Raw genomic sequence first — 19789 nt, 5'->3', positions numbered from 1 at the left:
CGAAACTCCTGCCCTAATCTCCGTCAGGTGCGAAATCTCAGGTCAGGTGAGAATTGGGAAGGTGCGGGCCAGGAAACGCTTACCCGCCTCCGGGGCTTTTTCATGCCCGGGGACGCGTCGCCGCTGCCTTGGCGCACGAAAAAGCCGGCCACCATGGGCCGGCTCACTGGATCGCGAAAGCGGCGCGCGGCCGCCCCGATCGATGTCACAGAAGGCGAACCTGGGCGCCGATGGGGGTGATCTCGAAGAGCTCGGCGATCATCCGGTTGTAAAGGCCGATGCAGCCCGAAGAGGAGCGCCGGCCAATCTTGCGCGTGTCATGGGTCCCGTGGATCAGGTAGGCCGGCCAGCTGAGGTAAAGCGCGTGCGTGCCGAGCGGGTTGCCCTCGCCGGCGGGCATGAAGGTCGGCAGGGACGGATCCTCCTTGCGCATGTTCGCGGTCGGGGTCCAGGTCGGTCCCACCTTCTTGCGCACAACCTCGGTGTAACCGCGGCGCGTCAGCTCGTCGGTGCGCGGCACGGAGGTGGGATAGAGGCGGTAATCCGAGCCATCGGCATTCCAGTAATGCAGCGCCCGCGAATAGGTATCGGCGAGAATGGTCACGCGGCCAAGGCTGTCGAAGTGATCTTGCCAGTTCTGGCTGATGAAACTCGACATGTTGCGGCGGGTCATGTCATCGGCACGCACCAACGGATCAATGGCCTGTGCGCGCAGCACGGTGGGGGCGGCGAATGCCGCGCCGGTCAGGGCCAGAAGCTTGCGACGCGAAAATGTTTCGTTGGTCATTCGTGCGACCTCCATATTGGATAACTACTCGTCCGGCAGCCATTACAGACCTCCGGCGCTGGAACTCAAACCCCAACTTGCCAGGACATTCACCCTCACGCATATGTGAGCCGCGAGCGTGCCATCACTGTAACAGCCGTCGCCACGCGAAAGCAGCGTGCAAGCCGGTTTTCCGGTCCGCGCGCTGTCTCAATCGCCGATGCGGCAAATCGTTCCCCGGGGTGACAGTTGGCCGGCAACCGCTTAAGAGATGCGGCAACCTCAATATCGGATACGGGAGTGTCACCATGTCCGCGATGCCTGTCCAGCGTCCAGGTTTGCCCCGCCACCCCTTCGACGATGACAAGCTGCATGAAGAATGTGGCGTGTTCGGGGTCACGGGCGTGGCCGATGCCGCCAATTTCGTTGCCCTCGGCCTGCATGCGCTCCAGCATCGCGGCCAGGAGGCCGGGGGGATCGTCAGCCACGATGCCGAGCACGGCTTCAATTCGGCCAGGCGATTCGGCTACGTGCGCGACAACTTCACCAAGGCATCCCTGATGGAGACGCTGCCCGGCCCGCTCGCCATCGGACATGTCCGCTACTCGACCAGCGGGGCCAAGGGCCATACGCAGATTCGCGACGTGCAGCCCTTCTTCGGCGAGTTCTCCATGGGCGGGGCCGCGATCGCGCATAACGGCAACATCACCAATGCCGAGGCGCTGCGAAGCGAGCTGATCGGCGGCGGCTCGATCTTCCAGAGCAGTTCCGACAGCGAATGCATCATCCACCTGATGGCCCGGTCGCTCCAGAGGCGCGTGCCGGACCGGATGCAGGATGCCCTTCGCCGGGTGGAGGGCGCCTTCTCGATCGTCGCGATGACCCGCACCAAGCTGATCGGGGTGCGCGATCCGCTTGGCGTGCGCCCGCTCGTGCTGGGCCGCATCGGCGATGGCTGGGTGCTCAGCTCGGAGACCTGCGCGCTCGACATCGTGGGCGCCGAGTTCATCCGGGAGGTCGAGCCGGGCGAGATGGTCGTGATCGAGAATGGCGAGATCAGCTCGCACACGCCCTTCGCACGGCAGCGCCCGCGCTTTTGCATCTTCGAGCATGTCTATTTCTCACGCCCCGATTCGATCCTCGGCGGGCGCTCGGTCTACGAGACGCGGCGCCAGATCGGTGTCGAACTGGCGCGCGAGGCACCGGTGGAGGCCGACCTCGTCTGCCCCGTGCCCGACAGCGGCACGCCGGCGGCCATCGGCTTCAGCCAGGAATCGGGCATCCCCTACGCGATGGGCATCGTCCGCAACCAGTATATGGGGCGGACCTTCATCGAGCCCACCGAGCAGATCCGCAACATGGGCGTGCGTCTCAAGCTGAACGTCAACCGGGCGCTGATCCGTGGCAAACGTGTCGTCCTGGTGGACGATTCGGTGGTGCGCGGCACGACCTCGATCAAGATCCGCGAGATGGTTCTCGATGCCGGCGCGGCGGAGGTGCATTTCCGCATTGCCTCCCCGCCCACCTCCTGGCCATGCTTCTACGGCGTGGATACGCCCGAGCGAGAAAAGCTCCTTGCCGCGAACATGACCCAGGAACAGATGCGCGATCACCTCGGGGTCGACAGCCTGCGGTTCATCTCGCTCGACGGGCTCTATCGCGCAACGGGCGAGGCCGAAGGGCGCGACAGCGCGCAGCCGCAATATTGCGATGCCTGCTTTTCGGGGGATTACCCCGTCATCCCGCATGACCGGATGGCCGCCGGGTTCCAGATGAAGGCCGCCGAATAGGCCGGCCCGCGGCCCGCCCCCGCGCGGTGGGCCGCAGGCGCATCCTGCATGCCGCGGGCCGCCGATCCCGATATCGGGGCTTGACCGGCATGCCGCTTCCGCCCCACATCGCCGCCATGACCAGAACAGCACTCATCACCGGCGCATCGCGCGGCCTTGGCGCCGCCCTCGCCGTCGCCCTCGCACCGACCCATCACGTCATCGCGGTGGCCCGCACCACCGGCGCGCTCGAGGAGATCGACGATCTCATCCAGGCCGCCGGCGGACAGGCGACGCTGGCCCCGATGGACGTGACCGATCCCAACGCGATGGCGCATCTGTGCCGCGGCATCCATGACCGCTGGGGCCATGTCGATCTGTGGATGCACACGGCGGTCCATGCCGGGCCCCTCACCCCGGCGGCCCATCTCGACGCCAAGGACTGGAGCCGGTCGATCGCGGTGAACGCGACAGCGACATCGGTGCTGATCGGAATGGTCGAGCCGCTGCTGAACGCCGCCCCCGGGGGCCGGGCGGTCTTTTTCGACGACCCGCGCGCGGGCGAGAAGTTCTTTGGCCATTACGGCGCCAGCAAGGCCGCGCAGATCGCGCTGGCGCGCAGCTGGCAGGCCGAGACGCGCCGCACCGGCCCCAAGGTCGACATCCTGGAGCCCGCGCCGATGCCCACCGCGACACGCGCGCGCTTCTTCCCCGGCGAGGATCGCGCCGCCCTGACCGCGCCGGCCGCCGAGGCCGCCCGGCTGCTGGCGCTCCTGGACTGAGCCGCCCGGCGGGCGTGGCCCCGCCCCCGGCCTTGCGGGAAACGGACGCCGCGCTCCCGCCGCCGGGGCGATCGGCGCACAGCTTGCCGCCCCGGCGTCCGTGTCCTATGCAGTTGGTCTAGCGGAGGGCGTAACGTGCGAATTCTCATCACGAACGACGACGGTATCAACGCGCCGGGGCTGCGGACGCTCGAAGCGATCGCCGGCGAGATCGCCGGACCGGATGGCGAGATCTGGACCGTGGCGCCTGCTTTCGAGCAGTCGGGCGTGGCGCACAAGATCAGCTACACCCATCCGATGCTCATCGCCGAGCTGGGTCCGCGCCGCGTGGCGGCCGAGGGATCGCCGGCCGATTGCGTGCTTGCCGCCCTTCACGACGTGATGCCGGAGCGGCCCGACCTCGTGCTCTCCGGGGTCAACAGGGGCAACAACGCCGCCGAGAACGTGCTCTATTCCGGCACGATCGGGGGCGCGATGGAAGCCGCGCTTCAGGGCCTGCCCGCGATCGCTTTGAGCCAGTTCCTCGGCCCGGCCAACATCAACGAGCCCGATCCTTTCGAAAGCGCCGCCAGGTGGGGGGTGCGCGTGGTGCGCGCCCTGCTCGATGCCGACGCCTGGGACACCGAGGATTACAGGCTTTTCTACAACGTGAACTTCCCCCCTGTTCCGGCCGCGAAAGTGCGCGGGATGAAGGCCGCGGCGCAGGGGTTCCGCCCCGACACCGTTTTCGGCGTCGAGCCGCATCGCTCGCCGTCGGGGCGCAAGTTCCTGTGGATCAAGGGCGGCAATCAGCAGGTTCCCACGGAGCCGGGCACCGATGCCGCCGTCAATCTCGAGGGCTACGTGGCGATCACCCCGATGCGCGCCGATCTGACGGCCCATGACGCCCTTGCCGGTCTGGAAGCGGCCCTGGGCTGATGGACGATGCCGAGCGCAAGATGCAGTTCCTCTTTGCCCTCCGCTCCAAGGGGGTGACGGATGCGCGCGTGCTCGGCGCCATGGAACGGATCGACCGGGGCCGGTTCGTGCGCGGCATCTTCGCCGAGCGCGCCTATGAGGACATGCCTCTGCCGATCGCCTGCGGCCAGACGATCAGCCAGCCTTCGGTGGTCGGCCTGATGACGCAGGCGCTCGACGTGCAGCCGCGCGACAAGGTGCTGGAGATCGGCACGGGCTCGGGCTACCAAGCGGCGATCCTGTCGCTCCTGGCCCGCCGCGTCTACACCGTGGACCGCCACCCACGGCTGGTGCGCGAGGCGCGGCGGATCTTCGAGGAGATGGACCTGTTCAACGTCACGGCCTTCGCCGCCGATGGCAGTCATGGGCTCGAGGACCAGGCCCCCTTCGACCGGATCCTCGTCACGGCGGCGGCCGAAGATCCCCCCGGCCCCCTCTTGGCCGGCCTGCGCATAGGCGGTATCATGGTGGTCCCGGTTGGCCAGTCCGACCGTGTCCAGAGCCTGATCAAGGTGACGCGATCCGAGCGCGGCTTCGATTACGAGGAGTTGCGGTCCGTCCGCTTCGTTCCGCTGCTCGAGGGGCTGGACAAGGATTGAGCGACACGGACCATCACGCACCCTGCCCGCCCGGACGATCGCAGGGACCCAAGGACGCAGCGTCAGCGGCCCGCAAGAAGGCCAGATACCCCCATCGAGGACGAGCGATCATGCCAGCATTTGCCATCAGACCCCGGCCCGCCATGGCCGCCATAGCCCTTGTCACGCTCGCGGGATGCGCGGGCGGCTTCGACATGGACATGCGTGACAGCATCAGCAACAGCGCCTTCGACACCAGCGCGGACGTGCCGCGCGCGGTGCGCCCGCGCCCACAGCCGGATGCGCGCGGGGTGATCAGCTACAGCGATTACCAGGTGGCCGTTGCCCGGCATGGCGAGAAGGTCGGCGAGATCGCCGCGCGCCTCGGCCTGCCCGCCGATGAGCTTGCGCGCTTCAACGGCCTGCCGATGGATACACCGCTGCGCAACGGCGAGATCATCGCCCTGCCCCGCCGCGTGGATGGCGGAACACCGGCTGGCGTTCCGGCCCCCGCACCCCTGCCCGCGCCCTCCGCGCCGCGTCAGGCCGCGCCCGTCTATGCCGGCACCACCGCGCCCGCGCCGACCGAACGGATCGACGTGTCCTCGCTCGACGACGTGCCGCGCGGCCGGCCCTCCGCCGCCCCGCAGGCCGCGCCCCCCGAAACCCGCCGCGAGACCCCCGCCGTACCCGCAACCCCCCGCGGAACGGACCCGGTCCGTCACAGGGTCGAGCGCGGCGAGACCGCCTATACCATCGCGCGGCTCTACGACGTGCCGGTCAGCGCGCTTGCCGAATGGAACGGGCTCGGCGGCGATCTGTCGGTGCGCGAGGGGCAGCACCTGCTGATCCCGGTGCGCGACGAGGCCCGGCGCGAAACGCCCCCCGTTCGGCAGAGCGCGCCCGGTGAGGGCACCCCGACCCCGGTTCCCCCCTCCGCCGGCAAGCCGCTGCCGCCCAGGGACGAGCCCGTGACCGCGCCGGAGCCGGCACCGCCTTCCCCGGAGCTCAAGGCCGAGGTGACGGAAGCCAGCAAGCCAGCCGCCACGAGCGGGCGGATGAGCTTCCCGGTCGATGGCCCGGTCATCAGGCCCTACCAGAAGAAGAAGAATGACGGGATCGACATCGGCGCGACCGCGGGCACGCCGGTGCGCGCCGCCGCCGATGGCGAGGTCGCTGCGATAACCCGCGATACCGACCAGGTTCCGATCCTCGTCCTGCGCCATCCGGGTAACCTGCTGACGGTCTATGCCGGGGTTGATGCGATCTCGGTATCGAAGGGCGACAGGATCAGCCGCGGGCAAACCGTCGCGAAGGTGCGCGGCGGCACGCCGAGCTTCGTGCATTTCGAGGTGCGCGAAGGCTTCGAGAGCGTCGATCCGGTTCCCTACCTGCAGTGATACAGTTCATGGCTGCCCCCTCTTTCCGGGGGGAGCCATGGGCACCGCACGGGCCGCGCCCCCCGGAGAGTGGGAGCCGGGCATCGCTTTTCGGTATCCGCAGGGAAATGGAATGCGGCGCCGCGCAAGTGACCGGCGCCGCGCAGAGGTACTTGCACGAAGGTGATGAGGGGATTCACGCGCCCCGAGAACGCAGCGGCGCGATGTGCCGAGGGATCAGTCCGCGACCGGCGCGCCCATGCGGCCTGCCAGATCGGTGAAATACTGCCAGGCCACGCGGCCGGACCGTCCCCCGCGCGTCGCCTGCCACTCGATCGCCTCGGCGCGCAGGAGGTCCGGTTCGATCTCGATCCCGGCCGCCGCGACATAGCCGTCGATCATCGCGAGATACTCGTCCTGCGTGCAAGGATGGAAGCCGAGCCAGAGGCCGAACCGGTCCGACAAGGAGACCTTCTCCTCCGTCGCCTCCGTCGGGGAGATCGCCGAGGCGCGCTCGTTCTCGATCATGTCGCGCGGCATCAGGTGACGCCGGTTCGAGGTCGCGTAGAAGAGGACGTTCTCGGGCCGCCCCTCGATGCCGCCATCCAGAACCGCCTTGAGTGATTTGTAGTGCTCATCGTCATGGCTGAAGGACAGATCGTCACAAAAGAGGATAAAGCGGTGCGGCGCGGCCCGCAGGAGGTTCAGCAGGCGCGAGATGCTGGGAAGGTCCTCGCGCTGGACCTCGACGATCTTGAGCGGGTGACCCTTGGCCACGATCGCGGCATGGACCGATTTGACGAGGCTCGACTTGCCCATCCCGCGCGCGCCCCACAGGAGGGCGTTGTTGGCGGGGTGCCCGGCGGCGAACTGCTCGGTGTTGCGCAGCAGCGTGTCCCGCGAGCGGTCGATGCCGACCAGCAGGTCCATGTCGACACGGCTGACCTGCGGAACGGGGGTGAGCCGGTCCGGGGCGACATGCCAGACGAAGGCCTCGGCACCGTCGAAATCGGGCGCGGCGGCGGCCGGAGGGGAAAGACGCTCGAGCGCATCGGCGATGCGCCCGAGGTGGCGGGCATCGAGACCGTCTGCGTCCATCACGCCTTGCCCTTTCCCGGGGGCAGATCGTCTTCATCGTCGTCAAACTGGTCCCAGAGTTCCTCGTCCTCGCCAAGGAGACCTTCGGCACGCATCTGCGCGGTGCGCTGCTTCTCGACGCGTCGCACGAGTTGGATCGAGACCTCGTAGAGCCCGTAGACGACGACAAAGAGGATCGCTTGTGTGATCACGTCCGGCGGGGTCACCACCGCCGCGAGCACGAGGATGCCGACGACGGCGTATTTGCGCATGTCCGACAGGCCGCGGCTGCTGACCAGTCCTGCCTTGCCCATCAGGGTCAGCAGAACCGGAAGCTGGAAGCACAGGCCGAATGCTAGGATGAACTTGATGGTCAGCGACAGGTATTCGTCCACCGAGCCCTGGAAGGTGATGCCGGCATTGGCCAGTGCCTCGCCCGCGGGAAGGGCCGTCGGCACGTCGATGTCGGGCCCGTTCGCCGGATCGACCACGGGCGGGGTGGTGAAGCCGCCGACCTGCTGGAAGCCGAGGAAGAAGTCGAAGGCCAGCGGGATGACGACGTAGAAGGCAAAGGCCGCGCCGATGAAGAACATGACCGGCGAGGCGATCAGGAACGGCAGGAAGGCAGATTTCTCGTTCTTGTAGAGGCCTGGCGCCACGAAGCGCCACATCTGCGCGGCGATATAGGGAAAGGAGAGGATGAACCCGCCCATCAGCGAGATTCGGACAGCGACGAAGAAGCCCTCCTGGAGCTTGATGAGGATCAGGCCGCAATCCTGGCCGCGCTCGGCAAGCTGGCCGCAGATCGGTTTGGTCAGGAAGTCGAAGATCGGGTTCCAGACCGTGAAGGCGATGACCATGCCGATGATGAAGGCCACCACCGAATGGATGAGCCGCGTGCGCAGCTCCGCCAGATGCTCGATCAGCGGGGCGGAGCTGTCCTCGATCTCGTCCTGCGCGCTCATGTCAGCCCTGTTCCTTGTCACTCGATGTCGTGCTTAAGGGCGTGTCCGCCCCCGTGCCGGCGGTCTTGACGGGTGCCGCGGCCTGCGCCTCGCGGGCCTTGCGCTCGCTCGCGGCGCGCCCTGTCGCCTCGAGGATACGGGCCGAACTCTCTGCACGCTCCTCGCTGAGCTTGGCGGTCTCGCTGCCTGCGGCGCTGCCGGACTTGGCCGACTTGCCAGGCTCCCATTTCTCGAACTTGGATGCCGCGTCGTTCAGCCGGTCGAGCCCCATCTTCTTGGACGATGTCGCATCGCGCAGGTCCTTGGCCACGTCCTTGACGCCCGCATCATCGGCCGCGTCGTCCATCGCGCGCTGGAACTCGCGGGCCATGCCCTTGATCTTGGCGGTGAAGCGTCCGAGCGTGCGGAACATGCCGGGCAGATCCTTCGGCCCGACGACGATCAGGGCGACGATGCCGATGACCAGAAGCTCGGTCATGCCGATATCGAACATGGAGTGCCCCCTTCAGATGGCGTGATGCAAGGCCCGCGAACGGGTTCAGCTGCGGGTCTTGTCCTCGGGCGCGGTGACGGCCTCGGTCCGGTCGGCAGGAACGCCGGCATCGGCGGGCACGCCGGCATCGGCGGCGGATGCCGTGCGGTGGGATTCGACCGGGGTCGCGGGACGGGCGGGGCTGTCGACGGTCTCGGCATCCTCGATATCCTTGGTGCCGTCGGACACGCCGCGCTTGAAGGCCGTGATGCCCTTGCCGACCTCGCCCATCAAGGACGAGATCTTGCCGCGCCCAAACAGGACCAGAACGACGACGGCGATCAGAAGCAGGCCGGGAAGGCCGATATTGTTCAGCATGGGGTCTCTCCCTTGTCGCGGCATCGCAGCTTGCCGGGCCGGACGATGCGGCGGTGATTGGCAGAGCAAGGTTCTAGGCCAGCATGGCTCCGAGGTGAAGCCGCAATGCGGCCGATGACAGGACTGTGCGGGACTTCGGGGTTCGTTTATTGTCATTATCCTGTCAGTTGTCAGGATAATGACAAAAGGCGCGCCAAAGTCGGGTTTCCAACGCGATCCGGGGCGAGCGAATCGGGGCGGGCGGGGAACCATGCCGGGCCGGGAAAAGGGAGGATCGCCGATGCGGCGCACGGACAGGCTCTACGAGATCATCCAGGTGATGCGGGACGGGCGGGTGCATCGCGCCGAATGGCTGGCGCGCAGGCTCGGCGTCTCCTTGCGCACCATCTACCGCGACCTCGAGACCCTGATGGGCTCCGGCATTCCGGTCGAGGGTCGGCGCGGCGCGGGATACCAGATGACGGCGCCCGTGACGCTGCCGCCCCTCAACCTGAGCCTGACGGAGCTGGAGGCGCTCCACCTGGGCCTCGCCGTCGTCGGCGAAACCGCCGATCCCGAGCTTTCGGATGCCGCCGCGCGGCTTTCGGCCAAGATCGACGCGGTGCTGCCGGAGGATCGCAGCAGCCCGCCCAAGGGCTTCGGCTTCGCCGTCTATCCCTTCGCCGATGCCGCCTATGGCTTTCGCCACCTGCCGCAGATCCGGGCCGCGATCCGGGCGCGTCAGAAGCTGTCGGTTGAAATGGCCGAGACGGGTGACGCGCCGCGCACCCGGCGCATCCGTCCGCTGCAACTCGACTACTGGGGGCGCCTGTGGACGGTGACGGTCTGGTGCGAGACCACGGGCCGGTTCGCGGTCCTGCGCGCCGACCGGATCGAGACGCTGAAGGTCCTGCCGCAGCTTTTCGTCGAGGAGCCGGGCAAGACGCTCTCGGATTACCGCGAGGCGCAGGCCGCGCGCAAGGAAGGCTGAGTGCGGCGCATCACAGCGTGACCGCCTGTCCGCTGCGCGCCGATGCCTGGGCCGCGTGGCCGATCGCGACGGCCATCAGACCGTCATGCGCCGTCACCTCCGGCATGCCCGCCCCCGAGCGCACCAGATCGAGGAACCGCTGATGCTGGTAGAAGGTCGATCCGTTGTGATCGCCCGCGTCGAGCAGCGCGGGATCGACCGGAATGTCGATGACGCGCGGTCCCTTGGGATGGCGCGGGCTCACGACGACCTTCGGCACCGGCGCGGGGCCGAGCTCGGCCGGCCAGAAGCGCCCCGGCCCCGGCACGAAGGCCTCGACCTTGCCGGCGGGGCCCACGAGGCTGATCTCCTCCTGGTAGCGGCTTCCCTCGGCGAACATGCACAGCTCGAGCATCGCGCGCGCCCCGCCTGCGAAATCGACGATGACATAGCCGCCATCCCAGATGTCGGGGACCTCGCCGTCGTAGCGCTCGTCAAGATGGTTCACCATCTGCCCCGCCGAAGCCATGACGCGCACCGGCTCGTCCTGGAGGATCAGCCGCATCAGGTCGAAGAAATGGCAGCATTTCTCGACCAGCGTGCCGCCGCTCTTGGCGTTGAACCTGTTCCAGTCGCCGACCTTGTCGAGAAAGGGGAAGCGGTGCTCGCGGATGCTGAGCATGAGCGGGCCGCCCGTCGCGCTGCGCGCCGCGTCGATCAGCGCGCGGATGGGGGGCATGTAGCGGTATTCCATCGCGACCCAGAGGGGGGCGGGGTAGGCTTTCGCGATCTCGGCGACACGCGCCGCGTCCGCGGCCTCCGTATGCAAGGGCTTCTCCATCAGGAGCGGCAGGGGCCGGCGGGCGGCGATGTGCTCGAGTTGCGAAAGATGGTGATGGTTGGGCGAGGCGACGAGCAGGCAGTCAAGCTCCGCCCGGTCGAGCAGCGCGTCGAGATCCGCGCAAAGCCGCGCATTGGGGGCAATCGCCTGCGCGAGCGCCGCCTGCTCGGCATCGGGCTCGAAGATCGCACCGACACGGGCCCCGTCCAGAAGCGCGATGTTGCGCAGGTGCTCGCGCCCCATCATGCCGCAGCCGATGATCCCGTATGTTATGGTTTCCTTCATGGAACGGCCCTCCTCAGCCGATGTGAGAGACATAGCGGACCTTGCCGTGATCGAACCAGGTGCGCGAATACTCGGCCCGCGCCCCGGCCTGGTCCCAGCCGATCCGCTCGACAAGGCCGCAAGGGGCACCCGCCCCGAGACCGCCCGTGCAAGGCGTCCAGTCCGGGCAGGGCGCGACACCGATCCGGTCCTCGATCCGCGCGATCCCGATTCCCAGATGGCTCCTGTAGAGCTGGTAGAGCGCCCCTTCGAGCATCGGATCGGCCTTCAGCCGCCCGCGGCTGTCGTCGAGCCAGATCTCCTCGAGCGCGGCGGGCACCGCGTCGAGCAGACGCAGCCGCCTGACCCGGCTCGCATGCGAGGACGGGCCAAACGGCGGCGCGCCTGCCGGTTTGGGCAGGTGATCGAGCGAGATCAGCCGTGCCTCGGGGCGGCCGCCGCCCTGCGACAGCTCCAGCCTGAAGAACCCGTAAAGCCCGCCTTGCGCGCGCACGCCCCTGATGTAGTTGCCCGAGCCCTGCCGGCGTTCCAGGAGGCCGCGTTCCTGCAGGTCCGCAAGCGCCTTGCGCAAGGTGCCCACCGAGACCCGCAGTTCCGCCGCCAGCATGCGTTCGGGCGCCAGCCGCTCACCCTCGATCAGAACCCCTGAGGCGATGCGGCGCAGCAGCAGCTCGCTGATCTGCTTGTAGAGCGGCAGTGCCTCGGGGTCGCGCGCCTGCGGCGGCCCATGCGGTGTTGCGGATCGTTCGGTCACCTCGCGTCACGGCTCCACATGCGAATTGATACACTATTGATGCATGGCCTGTAGCCTGTTATGCAAGGGGTAATCCGCGCAAGCAGGAAGGGTGCCATGACCGTCGTTCCCGTCACATCGGCCGATCTGGACGCCGCCGAGGTCTCGTGGTTCGCCGCGCTCTGCTCGGACGATTACAGGCAGCTGGGCGTGCCCGAGGGTGATCTGCGATCCAGCTGGCGCCATTGCAGCGCGATCCTCAAGGAAGCCGAGAACCAGGGATTCCGCAACATCCTGTGCCCCTCCTCCTACCAGGTGGGCCAGGACACGCTGAATTTCGTGGCGGGCGGCGCGACGATCACCGATCGCATCAACATGCTGGCCGCGATCCGCTGCGGCGAGATGCAGCCCATCATGCTGGCACGCACCGTGGCCACGCTCGATCACATGCTCGAGGGACGGCTGACGCTGAACGTGATCAGCAGCGATTTTCCCGGTGAGAAAGCCGAGAGTGCCTATCGCTACCAGCGCTCGCGCGAGGTGGTCGAGATCCTCAAGCAGGCCTGGACCCGCGACGAGATCAACTATAGCGGCGAGATCTACGACTTCGAGAACGTGCCGGCCGATCCCGCCCGTCCCTACCAGACCGGCGGCCCGCTGCTCTATTTCGGGGGCTACTCACCCGCCGCGCTGGAGCTTTGTGGCCAGCATTGCGACGTCTACCTGATGTGGCCCGAGCCCAAGGAACAGATCGCCGAGCGGATGAAGGCGGCCCACGCCGCGGCCAGCGCGCATGGGCGGACGCTCGATTACGGGCTGCGGGTGCATGTCATCGTGCGCGATACGGAAGCGGAGGCGCGCGAGCAGGCCGAGTATCTCGTCGCCGCGCTCGACGACGAATACGGCGCCCTCGTCCGCGATCGGGCGCATGACAGCGGATCGCTCGGCGTGTCGCACCAAGCGCGTGCGCGAGAGCTGTCGGACCAGTTCGGCTATGCCGAGCGGCACCTGTGGACCGGGATCGGGCGGGCACGCTCGGGCTGCGGGGCGGCCATCGTCGGCTCCACCGATCAGGTCCTCAGCGAAATCGAGGACTATCGCAGAATGGGCATTCGCGCCTTCATCTTCTCGGGCTATCCTCACCTGGATGAATGCCGCAATTTCGGCGAACGTGTGCTCGGGCAGTTGAAAACCTGCTCTCTGCCCCATGTGTATGGGCGCATCCCGCAAAATGAACCGATGACCCCGCTCGGGGCAGGAGACCGTCGCTAGATGACCATTGACCGCGTCAAGATTACCGAAGAGCTTGAGTTCAGCCGCATCGTCTACGGCATGTGGCGCCTGGGCGATGACAGCGACACCGCGCCCCAGGCCGTCAGGCGCAAGGTCGAGGCCTGCCTCGAGCAGGGCATCACCACGATGGACCAGGCCGACATCTACGGTGGCTACGAGGCGGAGGAGATCTTCGGCAAGGCCCTTGCCGGGAGCGATCTGCGCGATCGGATCGAGATCGTCACCAAATGCGGCATCGTCGCGCCCGCCGGACGCTATGCGGATGCGAAGGTCAAGCATTACGACACCAGCCGCGCCCATATTGAGCAGAGCATCGACACGTCCCTGCGCCTGATGGGGATCGAGCGGATCGACCTTCTCCTGATCCACCGGCCCGATCCGTTCATGGACCATGTCGAGACCGGCGCCGCGCTCGACGACGCGGTCGCCTCGGGCAAGGTGCGCGCCGTGGGCGTGTCCAACTTCAGGCCCCATGACCTGACACAACTGCAATCGGCCACGCGCCAGCCGCTCGCCGTCAACCAGATCGAGATCAGCCTCAACGAGATCTCCGCCTTCACCAACGGCGATCTGGCCTTCGCCCAGCAATACGGCATCCGCACCATGGCCTGGTCGCCGCTCGGCGGCGGCACCTTGATGACCGGCAAGGAGGGGCACGGGCCGCTGCGCTCCGCCCTTGCACGGATCGCCAGGGAGAACGGCACCGACATGGCGGCGGTCGCGGTTGCCTGGCTTCTGGCGCATCCCGCCGGGATCATGCCGGTGATGGGCACCAACAACGTCTCGCGCATCGAGGCGATCGGCGATGCGGTAAAGGTGCCGATGGACCGCCAGACCTGGTTCGAGCTCTACAGCCTCGCACTCGGCAAGGAAGTTCCCTGACATGGCGGACGGAGGATGCGCGATGCCTGACAGCTTCATCCCCGGCCCGCAGACGATGCGCGCCTTCCGCGACGCGCTGGGCCGTTTCGCGACCGGGGTGACGGTGGTGACCACCCGCACCGATGACGGCCCGCTCGGGATCACGGCGAACAGCTTCTCGAGCGTGTCCCTCGATCCGCCGCTGGTGCTGTGGTCGCCCGCCAAGGCATCGCGGCGCCATGATCCCTTCGTCGAGGCAGAGCATTTCGCGATCCATGTCATGGCCTCGCACCAGGCCGATATCTGCGGTGGCTTCGTCACCGAGGGCAACGCCTTCGAGCCGCTGCAATGGGCACGCAGCGACCGTGGAACGCCCCTGATCGAGGGGTGCCTGGCGCGGTTCGAATGCGCCCGGCACGCCGTTCACGATGCCGGGGACCACTCGATTGTCATCGGACGCGTCCTTGGCGCGACCTTCGGGGAGGGCAATCCCCTTCTATTCGTCTCGGGCCGCTACGGCCGCTTCGAGGCACAGAGCTGAGCTGCCGTCGCCATGGGCGGCTTGCTGGCGCAGAGCCGAGCGACGGGCGATACGGGACCACCAGAGTACCGGCCGTCCGCGACAAATAGCGGACCGCCCCCATGGGCGCGCAATCCGTTTTCGCCCGCGGCACCGCGCGATCCGGCCGCCCTTGGCGGGCAGGCTGGGGCGGGAGACGGAGCGAGACCTTGATGCCGGTGGAGCGGCATTGGCGGGTTGGTGCCGTGGGGACGGCGCCATCGGGACAGGACCGGCACGGGCAACTGGCATATCCATGCCAGCACGCACGTGCCACAGGGAGGAGAGGTCCGCTATGGGAGTGCTGAAGGCGGCCTTGTGGCCTCTACAGAAGTGGAACGATCTCGTTTTGCCGATCGGCCGGTTCCTTGCGGTGATCGCCATCGCGGCGATGGTCGTGGCGATCCTGATTCAGGTATTCTTCCGCTACGTTCTGAACAATGCCCTGCCATGGCCGGATGAGGCAGCCCGTTTCATGATGCTCTGGATGACCGGGCTGATCGCGCCGGACGCCTACCGGCGCGGCGGCTTCGTGGCGATCGACATGCTCGAGCGCGCCCTGGCCCGTCTTGCCGCGGCGCTTCTGTCGCTGTTCCTGCTTGCGATCAGCGGGCTCGTTCTGGCCATGGCCGTGCGGATCGGCTGGTCCGAGGTGACCGGCTTCGGCGGGCGCTTCGACACCGCCTCGCTCTACCTGCCCCTGCCGGATGGCTGGTTCCGCGTACCGCGCAGCTGGATGATGGCCTCGCTCCTCGTGGGGGTAACGCTGCTTCTGATCGTCAATCTCGAACTGATCCTGCGTGCGCTCCTGCGGCTCGCCGGCGCGCGCAACCTGCCGCCCCTGGGGCGGCCCGAAGACGAATTGATGGCCGAATGACATGCTGATCTGGTTCCTTCCCGTCTTCCTGCTGCTGCTGATGATCGGGCTTCCGGTCTTCTTCGGCCTGCTCGCCGCGCCGGGCATCCTGCTCTGGCTGAACGGGCAGGAGCGCGACATCACCCTGCTCTATCGCAACGTCTATAACGGCATGGACAGCTTCCCGCTGATGGCGATCCCCTTCTTCATGCTGGCGGGCGAGTTGATGAACAAGGGCGGGATCACCCTGCGCCTCGTCGAGTTCAGCCAGGCCCTGATGGGGCATCTGCGCGGCGGGCTGGCGCATGTGAACGTGCTCTCCTCGATGCTCTTCGCCGGGCTGTCGGGCTCGGCCGTGGCGGACACCTCGGCGCTGGGCTCGATGCTGATCCCCGCCATGGAGAAACAGGGCTATTCACGCCGCTTCTCCGCCGCCATCACCGCCGCATCGAGCGTCATCGGCCCCATCATCCCGCCCTCGGGCATCATGATCATCTATGCCTATGTCATGGGTGAAAGCGTCGCCGCGCTGTTCCTTGCCGGGATCGTGCCCGGGATCCTCGTCGGCGCCGGCCTGATGCTGGTCATCAAGGTGATGGCCGACCGCTACGATTTCCCGATCGCGACCCGAAAGCAGACCTGGGGCGAGCGCGGGCAGGCCTCTCTCAAGGCGTTCTTTCCGCTGCTGACCCCGGTCATCATCATGGGCGGCATCCTGCTGGGCATCTTCACACCGACCGAGGCCGCCGCCGTCGCCGTCGCCTATGCGCTCTTCATCGGGCTTTTCGTGCTGCGCACCCTGCGCGTCGGCGAGATCCCCGAAGTGCTGAGCCGCGCCGCCGCGACAAGCGCCGTGGTCCTGCTGCTGGTGGGCGCGGCCATGGCCTTCAAGACCGTGGTCTCGCTCAGCCATGCGCCCGAAACGCTCGCCGCCTACATCCTGTCGCTCTCGGACAACCCGCTGATCCTGCTTTTCCTGATCAACCTGCTGCTCTTCATCGTCGGCATGTTCCTCGATGCGGGCCCCGCGATCATCATCCTGGGGCCGATCCTGGGGCCGATCTTCACCTCGCTCGGCGTCGATCCCATTCATTTCGCGATCATCATGAGCGTCAACCTGACCGTCGGCCTCGCCACCCCGCCCATGGGCCTCGTGCTCTTCGTCGCCTCCAGCGTATCGGGCGAGAAGGTCGAGAGCATCGCGCGGGCAATCCTGCCATTCCTCGCTGTCGAGGTGCTGGTAATCTTTCTCATCACCTACATCCCGGCGATCTCGATGACGATTCCGCGGCTCACGGGCTTCGCGCAATGACCGGGGGTCCGCCCCCCACAGACAAGAACCATCCAAGGGAGGACGAAAGATGTTCAAGGGACTAACTTCTGCGGCGCTGGCCGCGATCATGCTGGCCGGCGGCACGGCGGCGGCCTTCGCGGAGGCGCATGATGCCGAGTTCATGCTGCGCGCCACCGCCAACAGCAACGAGAATGACGAGGATTACGACGGGCTCGTCGTCTTCAAGAACTATGTCGAGCAGGCCAGCAACGGCCGCATCGGCGTCGAGATGTTCATCGGCACCCAGCTTTGCTCCAACGGCGCGGAATGCATGCAGGGCGTCGCCGATGGCAGCATCGACGTCTATGTGTCGACCTCCGGCGGCACCTCCGGGATCTTCCCCTTCGTGCAGGTGCTCGACCTGCCCTACCTGATGGCCGATGACCGCATCGCCGAGGAGGTCCTGGCCAATGACAGCGCGTTCACCGACACGATGCAGCAGATGGTGCGCGACGGCTCCGGCGACGCGATCCGCCTGATGACGATCGGCAATACCGGCGGCTGGCGCAACTTCGCCAACACCAAGCGCCGGGTGGAGACCCCCTCCGATCTGGAGGGGCTGAAGATCCGTACCGTGGTCGCCGACCTGCCGCAGGAGCTGGTCAAGGCGCTCGGCGCCTCCCCCACCCCGATCCCGTGGCCCGAGCTTTTCACCAGCTTCCAGACCGGCGTGGTCGAAGGCTCCAAGAACGGAATCACCGACATCATGGGCATGAAATTCCCCGATGCGGGCCTGCAATATGTCACGCTTGACGGCCATGCCTACATGGGCGCGCTGTGGTTCATGAACAACGCGCGCTTCATGGAGATGCCCGAGGATCTGCGCCGTGTCGTCGTCGATGGCTTCTACCAGCTGCAGCAGGCCACCTTCGCGAGCCCCAAGCGCAAGTCGATCCAAGCCTACCAGGAGTTCCAGGACGGGGGCGGCGATCTCTACGTGCCGACGCCCGAGCAGAAGGAGATGTTCAAGGAGGCCGCCCAGCCCGTCTATGAGTGGTTCCAGGAGAATGTCGATGGCGGCGCGGAAGCCTTCGAGGCAATGACCGCGGCCGTGAAGACCGCCGAGGAGCGGATCGACGCTTCGCGGGCCAACGAGCTGCAGTAACGCCGCCGTTCCGCATGCCGCGGCGCCCATCGCGCCGCGGCACTCGATATCTCCTGACATGGCGGCCAAGTCCCGTTTGCCGGACCCCCGTGTTCCCGGCTCCGCTGTCCGCAGCCGGCCTGCACCAAAATATCGGACGCGCGCCTTTTCAAATGCACCATCGCGTCCTAGAGCATGCCTCGCCGGTGTTAGCGGCAGTCAAGCTCGGGGATCAGTATAATGCATGCCAGGACAGTCATCGTCACGGGGGCCAGTGCCGGCCTTGGAAAGGGAACCTGCGAGGTCTTCGCCGAGGCGGGCTGGAATGTCGTTCTCGCCGCGCGCGGCGCCGAGGGGATCGAGACGCTCGCCCATGAGCTGGCGCAGCATGGGGGCGAAAGCCTCGCGGTTCCGACGGATGTCTCCGACCCCGATGCGGTCGACGCGCTCGTTGCGAAGAGCGCCGAGCGTTTCGGCAAGATCGACCTGCTGATCAACAATGCCGGGATCGATTTCCCCGGCCCGATCGACGCGCTGTCGGTCGCGCAATTCGACCGGATCATCAAGGTCAACCTGAACGGCGTCTTCTACGCCTGCAAGGCGGTCTTCCCGATCATGAGGACCCAGGGCGGCGGAACGATCTTCAACATATCCTCCGTGGCCGGCCGCCGCGGCGCGCCGGGCGCCACGGGCTATTGCGCCTCCAAGTTCGCCCTCACGGGCCTCTCGCAGGCCCTGTCCTTCGAAGGCAAACCCCACCGCATCCGCGTCAGCGTGATCTATCCGGGCGGGATGGATACGGGCTGGAGCGGTGAGGAGCGCCCGGATTTCATCCAGCCGCGCGATGCCGGCCGCTTCTTGCTCCATACAGCCGACCAACCGCAGGATTTCGTGCTCAACGAGGCGGTCATGAGCCCGCTGAGCGAGCAGCACTTCCCCTGAAATGGGGAGTTGCCGCCGGTCCGGACTGCGTTAGGTTAATGATTATCAATCGTGGGGGCGCGGAATATGCTGGCCGAAAACCACAAGATTCCAGAGGCATATGCCTTGGCCGACTGGCGGCGCCGGATCAATGACCTTTACGTGGTTATCAGGGCCACGCCAGGGCCAAAGGCTGCCCATGCCTTGTGGCAGCAGACGCGCAGCGCCATGTTCCGCGACCATCCCTGCTCGCCGCTGCCCGCGTCCCGGCGCCGCGGATTCGAGCGCATCGCGGTCCACCCGTACGATCCGAACTGGCGGTTCGTCGTCGACATCGTTCCACAGGAAGGCGCCCCGATCCAGTTCGATCTGGGCGCCGATGGCGGCATGACGGCCAAACCCGTCGGCAGGACGGACGGCCTTGCGCAGGCTACGGGCCACGAACTCACGCTCTACTGGGTCACCGGCTATGGCGGTGGCCTCTTCGTGCCCTTCAAGGACACGCATGCGGAAAGCTATGGCGGGGGGCGCTATCTGGTCGACGCGATCAAGGGGGCCGATCTCGGCCTCAACCGCGAACAACGCATGATCGTGGATTTCAATTTCGCCTATAATCCTTCCTGCGCGCTGAACCCGGCCTTTGTCTGCCCGCTGAGCCCGGCAGAGAATGCCCTCGATACGCCCATCGCGGCCGGCGAGCGGCATATCGGCTGACCCTTCGGGGGAACCGCCGGCGCATGGATCGTTTTTCGAGCGCGAATTTCCGGCCCCACCGCGTGCCATATTGCGGACCCGCGGCATCATCCTGCGCATGGGTCCGGGCGGCGTACTCGCCTGAGGCCGAGCGCACGTATGGCAGGGTCCGGAGGTAAGCGTTAGCTGAACAGCACCAGCGGTTCAGCTTGACGGCTTGAAGTTCCACGGCAGCAGGTCGTCGAGGCGGCTTTGCGG

21 protein-coding genes are annotated in these 19789 nt (G+C 67.0%); 14 read left to right on the top strand and 7 right to left on the bottom strand.

From position 1 onward, the window contains the following. Positions 1-205: 205 nt before the first annotated feature. Positions 206-787 carry a L,D-transpeptidase gene (locus PMES_RS12655; protein WP_159966092.1) on the bottom strand — a complete coding sequence of 194 codons (582 nt, stop codon included), beginning with the start codon at positions 785-787 and terminating at the stop codon, positions 206-208. A 287-nt stretch (positions 788-1074) separates the two neighbouring features. Between PMES_RS12655 and purF the strand changes: the two genes are divergently transcribed. From purF to PMES_RS12630, 5 genes are all read left to right on the top strand, one after another. Further along, the gene (gene purF, locus PMES_RS12650; RefSeq protein ID WP_236549799.1) at positions 1075-2556 is read left to right on the top strand and encodes an amidophosphoribosyltransferase; all 1482 of its coding nucleotides are present in this window, start codon (positions 1075-1077) and stop codon (positions 2554-2556) included. A 116-nt stretch (positions 2557-2672) separates the two neighbouring features. Beyond that, entirely contained in the window at positions 2673-3317 is a 645-nt protein-coding gene (locus PMES_RS12645) for an SDR family NAD(P)-dependent oxidoreductase (protein WP_159966091.1), read from the top strand. A gap of 135 nt (positions 3318-3452) precedes the next feature. Further along, positions 3453-4235 (top strand): 5'/3'-nucleotidase SurE, encoded by a 783-nt coding sequence (gene surE / locus PMES_RS12640; protein WP_159966090.1) that lies wholly within the window; start codon positions 3453-3455, stop codon positions 4233-4235. Continuing rightward, positions 4235-4873, top strand: a complete 639-nt coding sequence (locus tag PMES_RS12635) for a protein-L-isoaspartate(D-aspartate) O-methyltransferase (RefSeq protein WP_159966089.1) — start codon at positions 4235-4237, stop codon at positions 4871-4873. Before surE ends, PMES_RS12635 begins: the two co-directional genes overlap by 1 nt. A gap of 110 nt (positions 4874-4983) precedes the next feature. Beyond that, a complete protein-coding gene (locus PMES_RS12630; protein ID WP_159966088.1) occupies positions 4984-6252 on the top strand; it encodes a M23 family metallopeptidase in 1269 nt (422 codons plus the stop codon). 216 nt (positions 6253-6468) lie between these two features. Here PMES_RS12630 and PMES_RS12625 read toward each other — a convergent pair whose 3' ends face one another. The 4 genes from PMES_RS12625 to PMES_RS12610 are packed head-to-tail and all read right to left on the bottom strand — an operon-like array spanning position 6469 to position 9123. Continuing rightward, complete coding sequence (locus PMES_RS12625; protein ID WP_159966087.1) at positions 6469-7329, bottom strand: ATP-binding protein; 861 nt, start codon at positions 7327-7329, stop codon at positions 6469-6471. Beyond that, positions 7329-8273, bottom strand: a complete 945-nt coding sequence (tatC, locus tag PMES_RS12620; protein WP_159966086.1) for a twin-arginine translocase subunit TatC — start codon at positions 8271-8273, stop codon at positions 7329-7331. Before tatC ends, PMES_RS12625 begins: the two co-directional genes overlap by 1 nt. A 1-nt stretch (position 8274) precedes the next feature. Next, positions 8275-8766: a Sec-independent protein translocase protein TatB gene (gene tatB, locus PMES_RS12615; protein ID WP_159966085.1), complete on the bottom strand. Its 492-nt coding sequence runs from the start codon at positions 8764-8766 to the stop codon at positions 8275-8277. Between the two features lie 45 nt (positions 8767-8811). After that, complete coding sequence (locus PMES_RS12610; RefSeq protein ID WP_159966084.1) at positions 8812-9123, bottom strand: twin-arginine translocase TatA/TatE family subunit; 312 nt, start codon at positions 9121-9123, stop codon at positions 8812-8814. A 280-nt stretch (positions 9124-9403) separates the two neighbouring features. Here PMES_RS12610 and PMES_RS12605 point away from each other — a divergent pair, with 280 nt between their 5' ends. After that, positions 9404-10093, top strand: a complete 690-nt coding sequence (locus PMES_RS12605) for a helix-turn-helix transcriptional regulator (RefSeq protein ID WP_159966083.1) — start codon at positions 9404-9406, stop codon at positions 10091-10093. A 10-nt stretch (positions 10094-10103) separates the two neighbouring features. Here PMES_RS12605 and PMES_RS12600 read toward each other — a convergent pair whose 3' ends face one another. Continuing rightward, the gene (locus tag PMES_RS12600; protein WP_159966082.1) at positions 10104-11198 is read right to left on the bottom strand and encodes a Gfo/Idh/MocA family protein; all 1095 of its coding nucleotides are present in this window, start codon (positions 11196-11198) and stop codon (positions 10104-10106) included. A 13-nt stretch (positions 11199-11211) separates the two neighbouring features. Beyond that, on the bottom strand, positions 11212-11952 hold the full coding sequence (locus tag PMES_RS12595; RefSeq protein WP_159966081.1) for a GntR family transcriptional regulator: 741 nt from the start codon (positions 11950-11952) through the stop codon (positions 11212-11214). Positions 11953-12048: 96 nt separating this feature from the next. On the opposite strand from PMES_RS12595, the gene PMES_RS12590 reads away from it, so the two are divergent. The 8 genes from PMES_RS12590 to PMES_RS12555 all read left to right on the top strand — a co-directional run bounded on the left by PMES_RS12590 (position 12049) and on the right by PMES_RS12555 (position 19552). Next, entirely contained in the window at positions 12049-13203 is a 1155-nt protein-coding gene (locus PMES_RS12590) for an LLM class flavin-dependent oxidoreductase (RefSeq protein WP_159966080.1), read from the top strand. 6 nt (positions 13204-13209) lie between these two features. Further along, positions 13210-14106: an aldo/keto reductase gene (locus tag PMES_RS12585; protein WP_159966093.1), complete on the top strand. Its 897-nt coding sequence runs from the start codon at positions 13210-13212 to the stop codon at positions 14104-14106. Positions 14107-14128: 22 nt separating this feature from the next. Beyond that, positions 14129-14626, top strand: coding sequence for a flavin reductase family protein (locus PMES_RS12580; RefSeq protein WP_159966079.1), 498 nt, complete (start codon positions 14129-14131; stop codon positions 14624-14626). 313 nt (positions 14627-14939) lie between these two features. Beyond that, complete coding sequence (locus PMES_RS12575) at positions 14940-15521, top strand: TRAP transporter small permease (protein WP_159966078.1); 582 nt, start codon at positions 14940-14942, stop codon at positions 15519-15521. Position 15522: 1 nt separating this feature from the next. Then, positions 15523-16812, top strand: a complete 1290-nt coding sequence (locus PMES_RS12570) for a TRAP transporter large permease (protein WP_159966077.1) — start codon at positions 15523-15525, stop codon at positions 16810-16812. A gap of 49 nt (positions 16813-16861) precedes the next feature. Next, entirely contained in the window at positions 16862-17938 is a 1077-nt protein-coding gene (locus tag PMES_RS12565; RefSeq protein ID WP_159966076.1) for a TRAP transporter substrate-binding protein, read from the top strand. A gap of 219 nt (positions 17939-18157) precedes the next feature. Further along, complete coding sequence (locus tag PMES_RS12560; protein ID WP_159966075.1) at positions 18158-18859, top strand: SDR family oxidoreductase; 702 nt, start codon at positions 18158-18160, stop codon at positions 18857-18859. A gap of 66 nt (positions 18860-18925) precedes the next feature. Next, positions 18926-19552 carry a DUF1684 domain-containing protein gene (locus PMES_RS12555; RefSeq protein ID WP_159966074.1) on the top strand — a complete coding sequence of 209 codons (627 nt, stop codon included), beginning with the start codon at positions 18926-18928 and terminating at the stop codon, positions 19550-19552. Positions 19553-19789 lie beyond the last annotated feature (237 nt).

This window comes from Profundibacterium mesophilum KAUST100406-0324, from assembly GCF_009835145.1.
Lineage (GTDB): Bacteria > Pseudomonadota > Alphaproteobacteria > Rhodobacterales > Rhodobacteraceae > Profundibacterium > Profundibacterium mesophilum.
This window is presented reverse-complemented; position numbering and strand designations above follow the sequence as displayed.

Excerpts from the sequence above, each read along its gene's own strand:
- PMES_RS12655 (WP_159966092.1), bottom strand. The coding sequence starts at position 787 with ATGACCAACGAAACATTTTCGCGTCGCAAGCTTCTGGCCCTGACCGGC.
- purF (WP_236549799.1), top strand. The coding sequence starts at position 1,075 with ATGTCCGCGATGCCTGTCCAGCGTCCAGGTTTGCCCCGCCACCCCTTC.
- PMES_RS12645 (WP_159966091.1), top strand. The coding sequence starts at position 2,673 with ATGACCAGAACAGCACTCATCACCGGCGCATCGCGCGGCCTTGGCGCC.
- PMES_RS12635 (WP_159966089.1), top strand. The coding sequence starts at position 4,235 with ATGGACGATGCCGAGCGCAAGATGCAGTTCCTCTTTGCCCTCCGCTCC.
- PMES_RS12630 (WP_159966088.1), top strand. The coding sequence starts at position 4,984 with ATGCCAGCATTTGCCATCAGACCCCGGCCCGCCATGGCCGCCATAGCC.
- PMES_RS12625 (WP_159966087.1), bottom strand. The coding sequence starts at position 7,329 with ATGGACGCAGACGGTCTCGATGCCCGCCACCTCGGGCGCATCGCCGAT.
- tatC (WP_159966086.1), bottom strand. The coding sequence starts at position 8,273 with ATGAGCGCGCAGGACGAGATCGAGGACAGCTCCGCCCCGCTGATCGAG.
- tatB (WP_159966085.1), bottom strand. The coding sequence starts at position 8,766 with ATGTTCGATATCGGCATGACCGAGCTTCTGGTCATCGGCATCGTCGCC.
- PMES_RS12610 (WP_159966084.1), bottom strand. The coding sequence starts at position 9,123 with ATGCTGAACAATATCGGCCTTCCCGGCCTGCTTCTGATCGCCGTCGTC.
- PMES_RS12605 (WP_159966083.1), top strand. The coding sequence starts at position 9,404 with ATGCGGCGCACGGACAGGCTCTACGAGATCATCCAGGTGATGCGGGAC.
- PMES_RS12600 (WP_159966082.1), bottom strand. The coding sequence starts at position 11,198 with ATGAAGGAAACCATAACATACGGGATCATCGGCTGCGGCATGATGGGG.
- PMES_RS12590 (WP_159966080.1), top strand. The coding sequence starts at position 12,049 with ATGACCGTCGTTCCCGTCACATCGGCCGATCTGGACGCCGCCGAGGTC.
- PMES_RS12580 (WP_159966079.1), top strand. The coding sequence starts at position 14,129 with ATGCCTGACAGCTTCATCCCCGGCCCGCAGACGATGCGCGCCTTCCGC.
- PMES_RS12575 (WP_159966078.1), top strand. The coding sequence starts at position 14,940 with ATGGGAGTGCTGAAGGCGGCCTTGTGGCCTCTACAGAAGTGGAACGAT.
- PMES_RS12570 (WP_159966077.1), top strand. The coding sequence starts at position 15,523 with ATGCTGATCTGGTTCCTTCCCGTCTTCCTGCTGCTGCTGATGATCGGG.
- PMES_RS12565 (WP_159966076.1), top strand. The coding sequence starts at position 16,862 with ATGTTCAAGGGACTAACTTCTGCGGCGCTGGCCGCGATCATGCTGGCC.
- PMES_RS12560 (WP_159966075.1), top strand. The coding sequence starts at position 18,158 with ATGCATGCCAGGACAGTCATCGTCACGGGGGCCAGTGCCGGCCTTGGA.
- PMES_RS12555 (WP_159966074.1), top strand. The coding sequence starts at position 18,926 with ATGCTGGCCGAAAACCACAAGATTCCAGAGGCATATGCCTTGGCCGAC.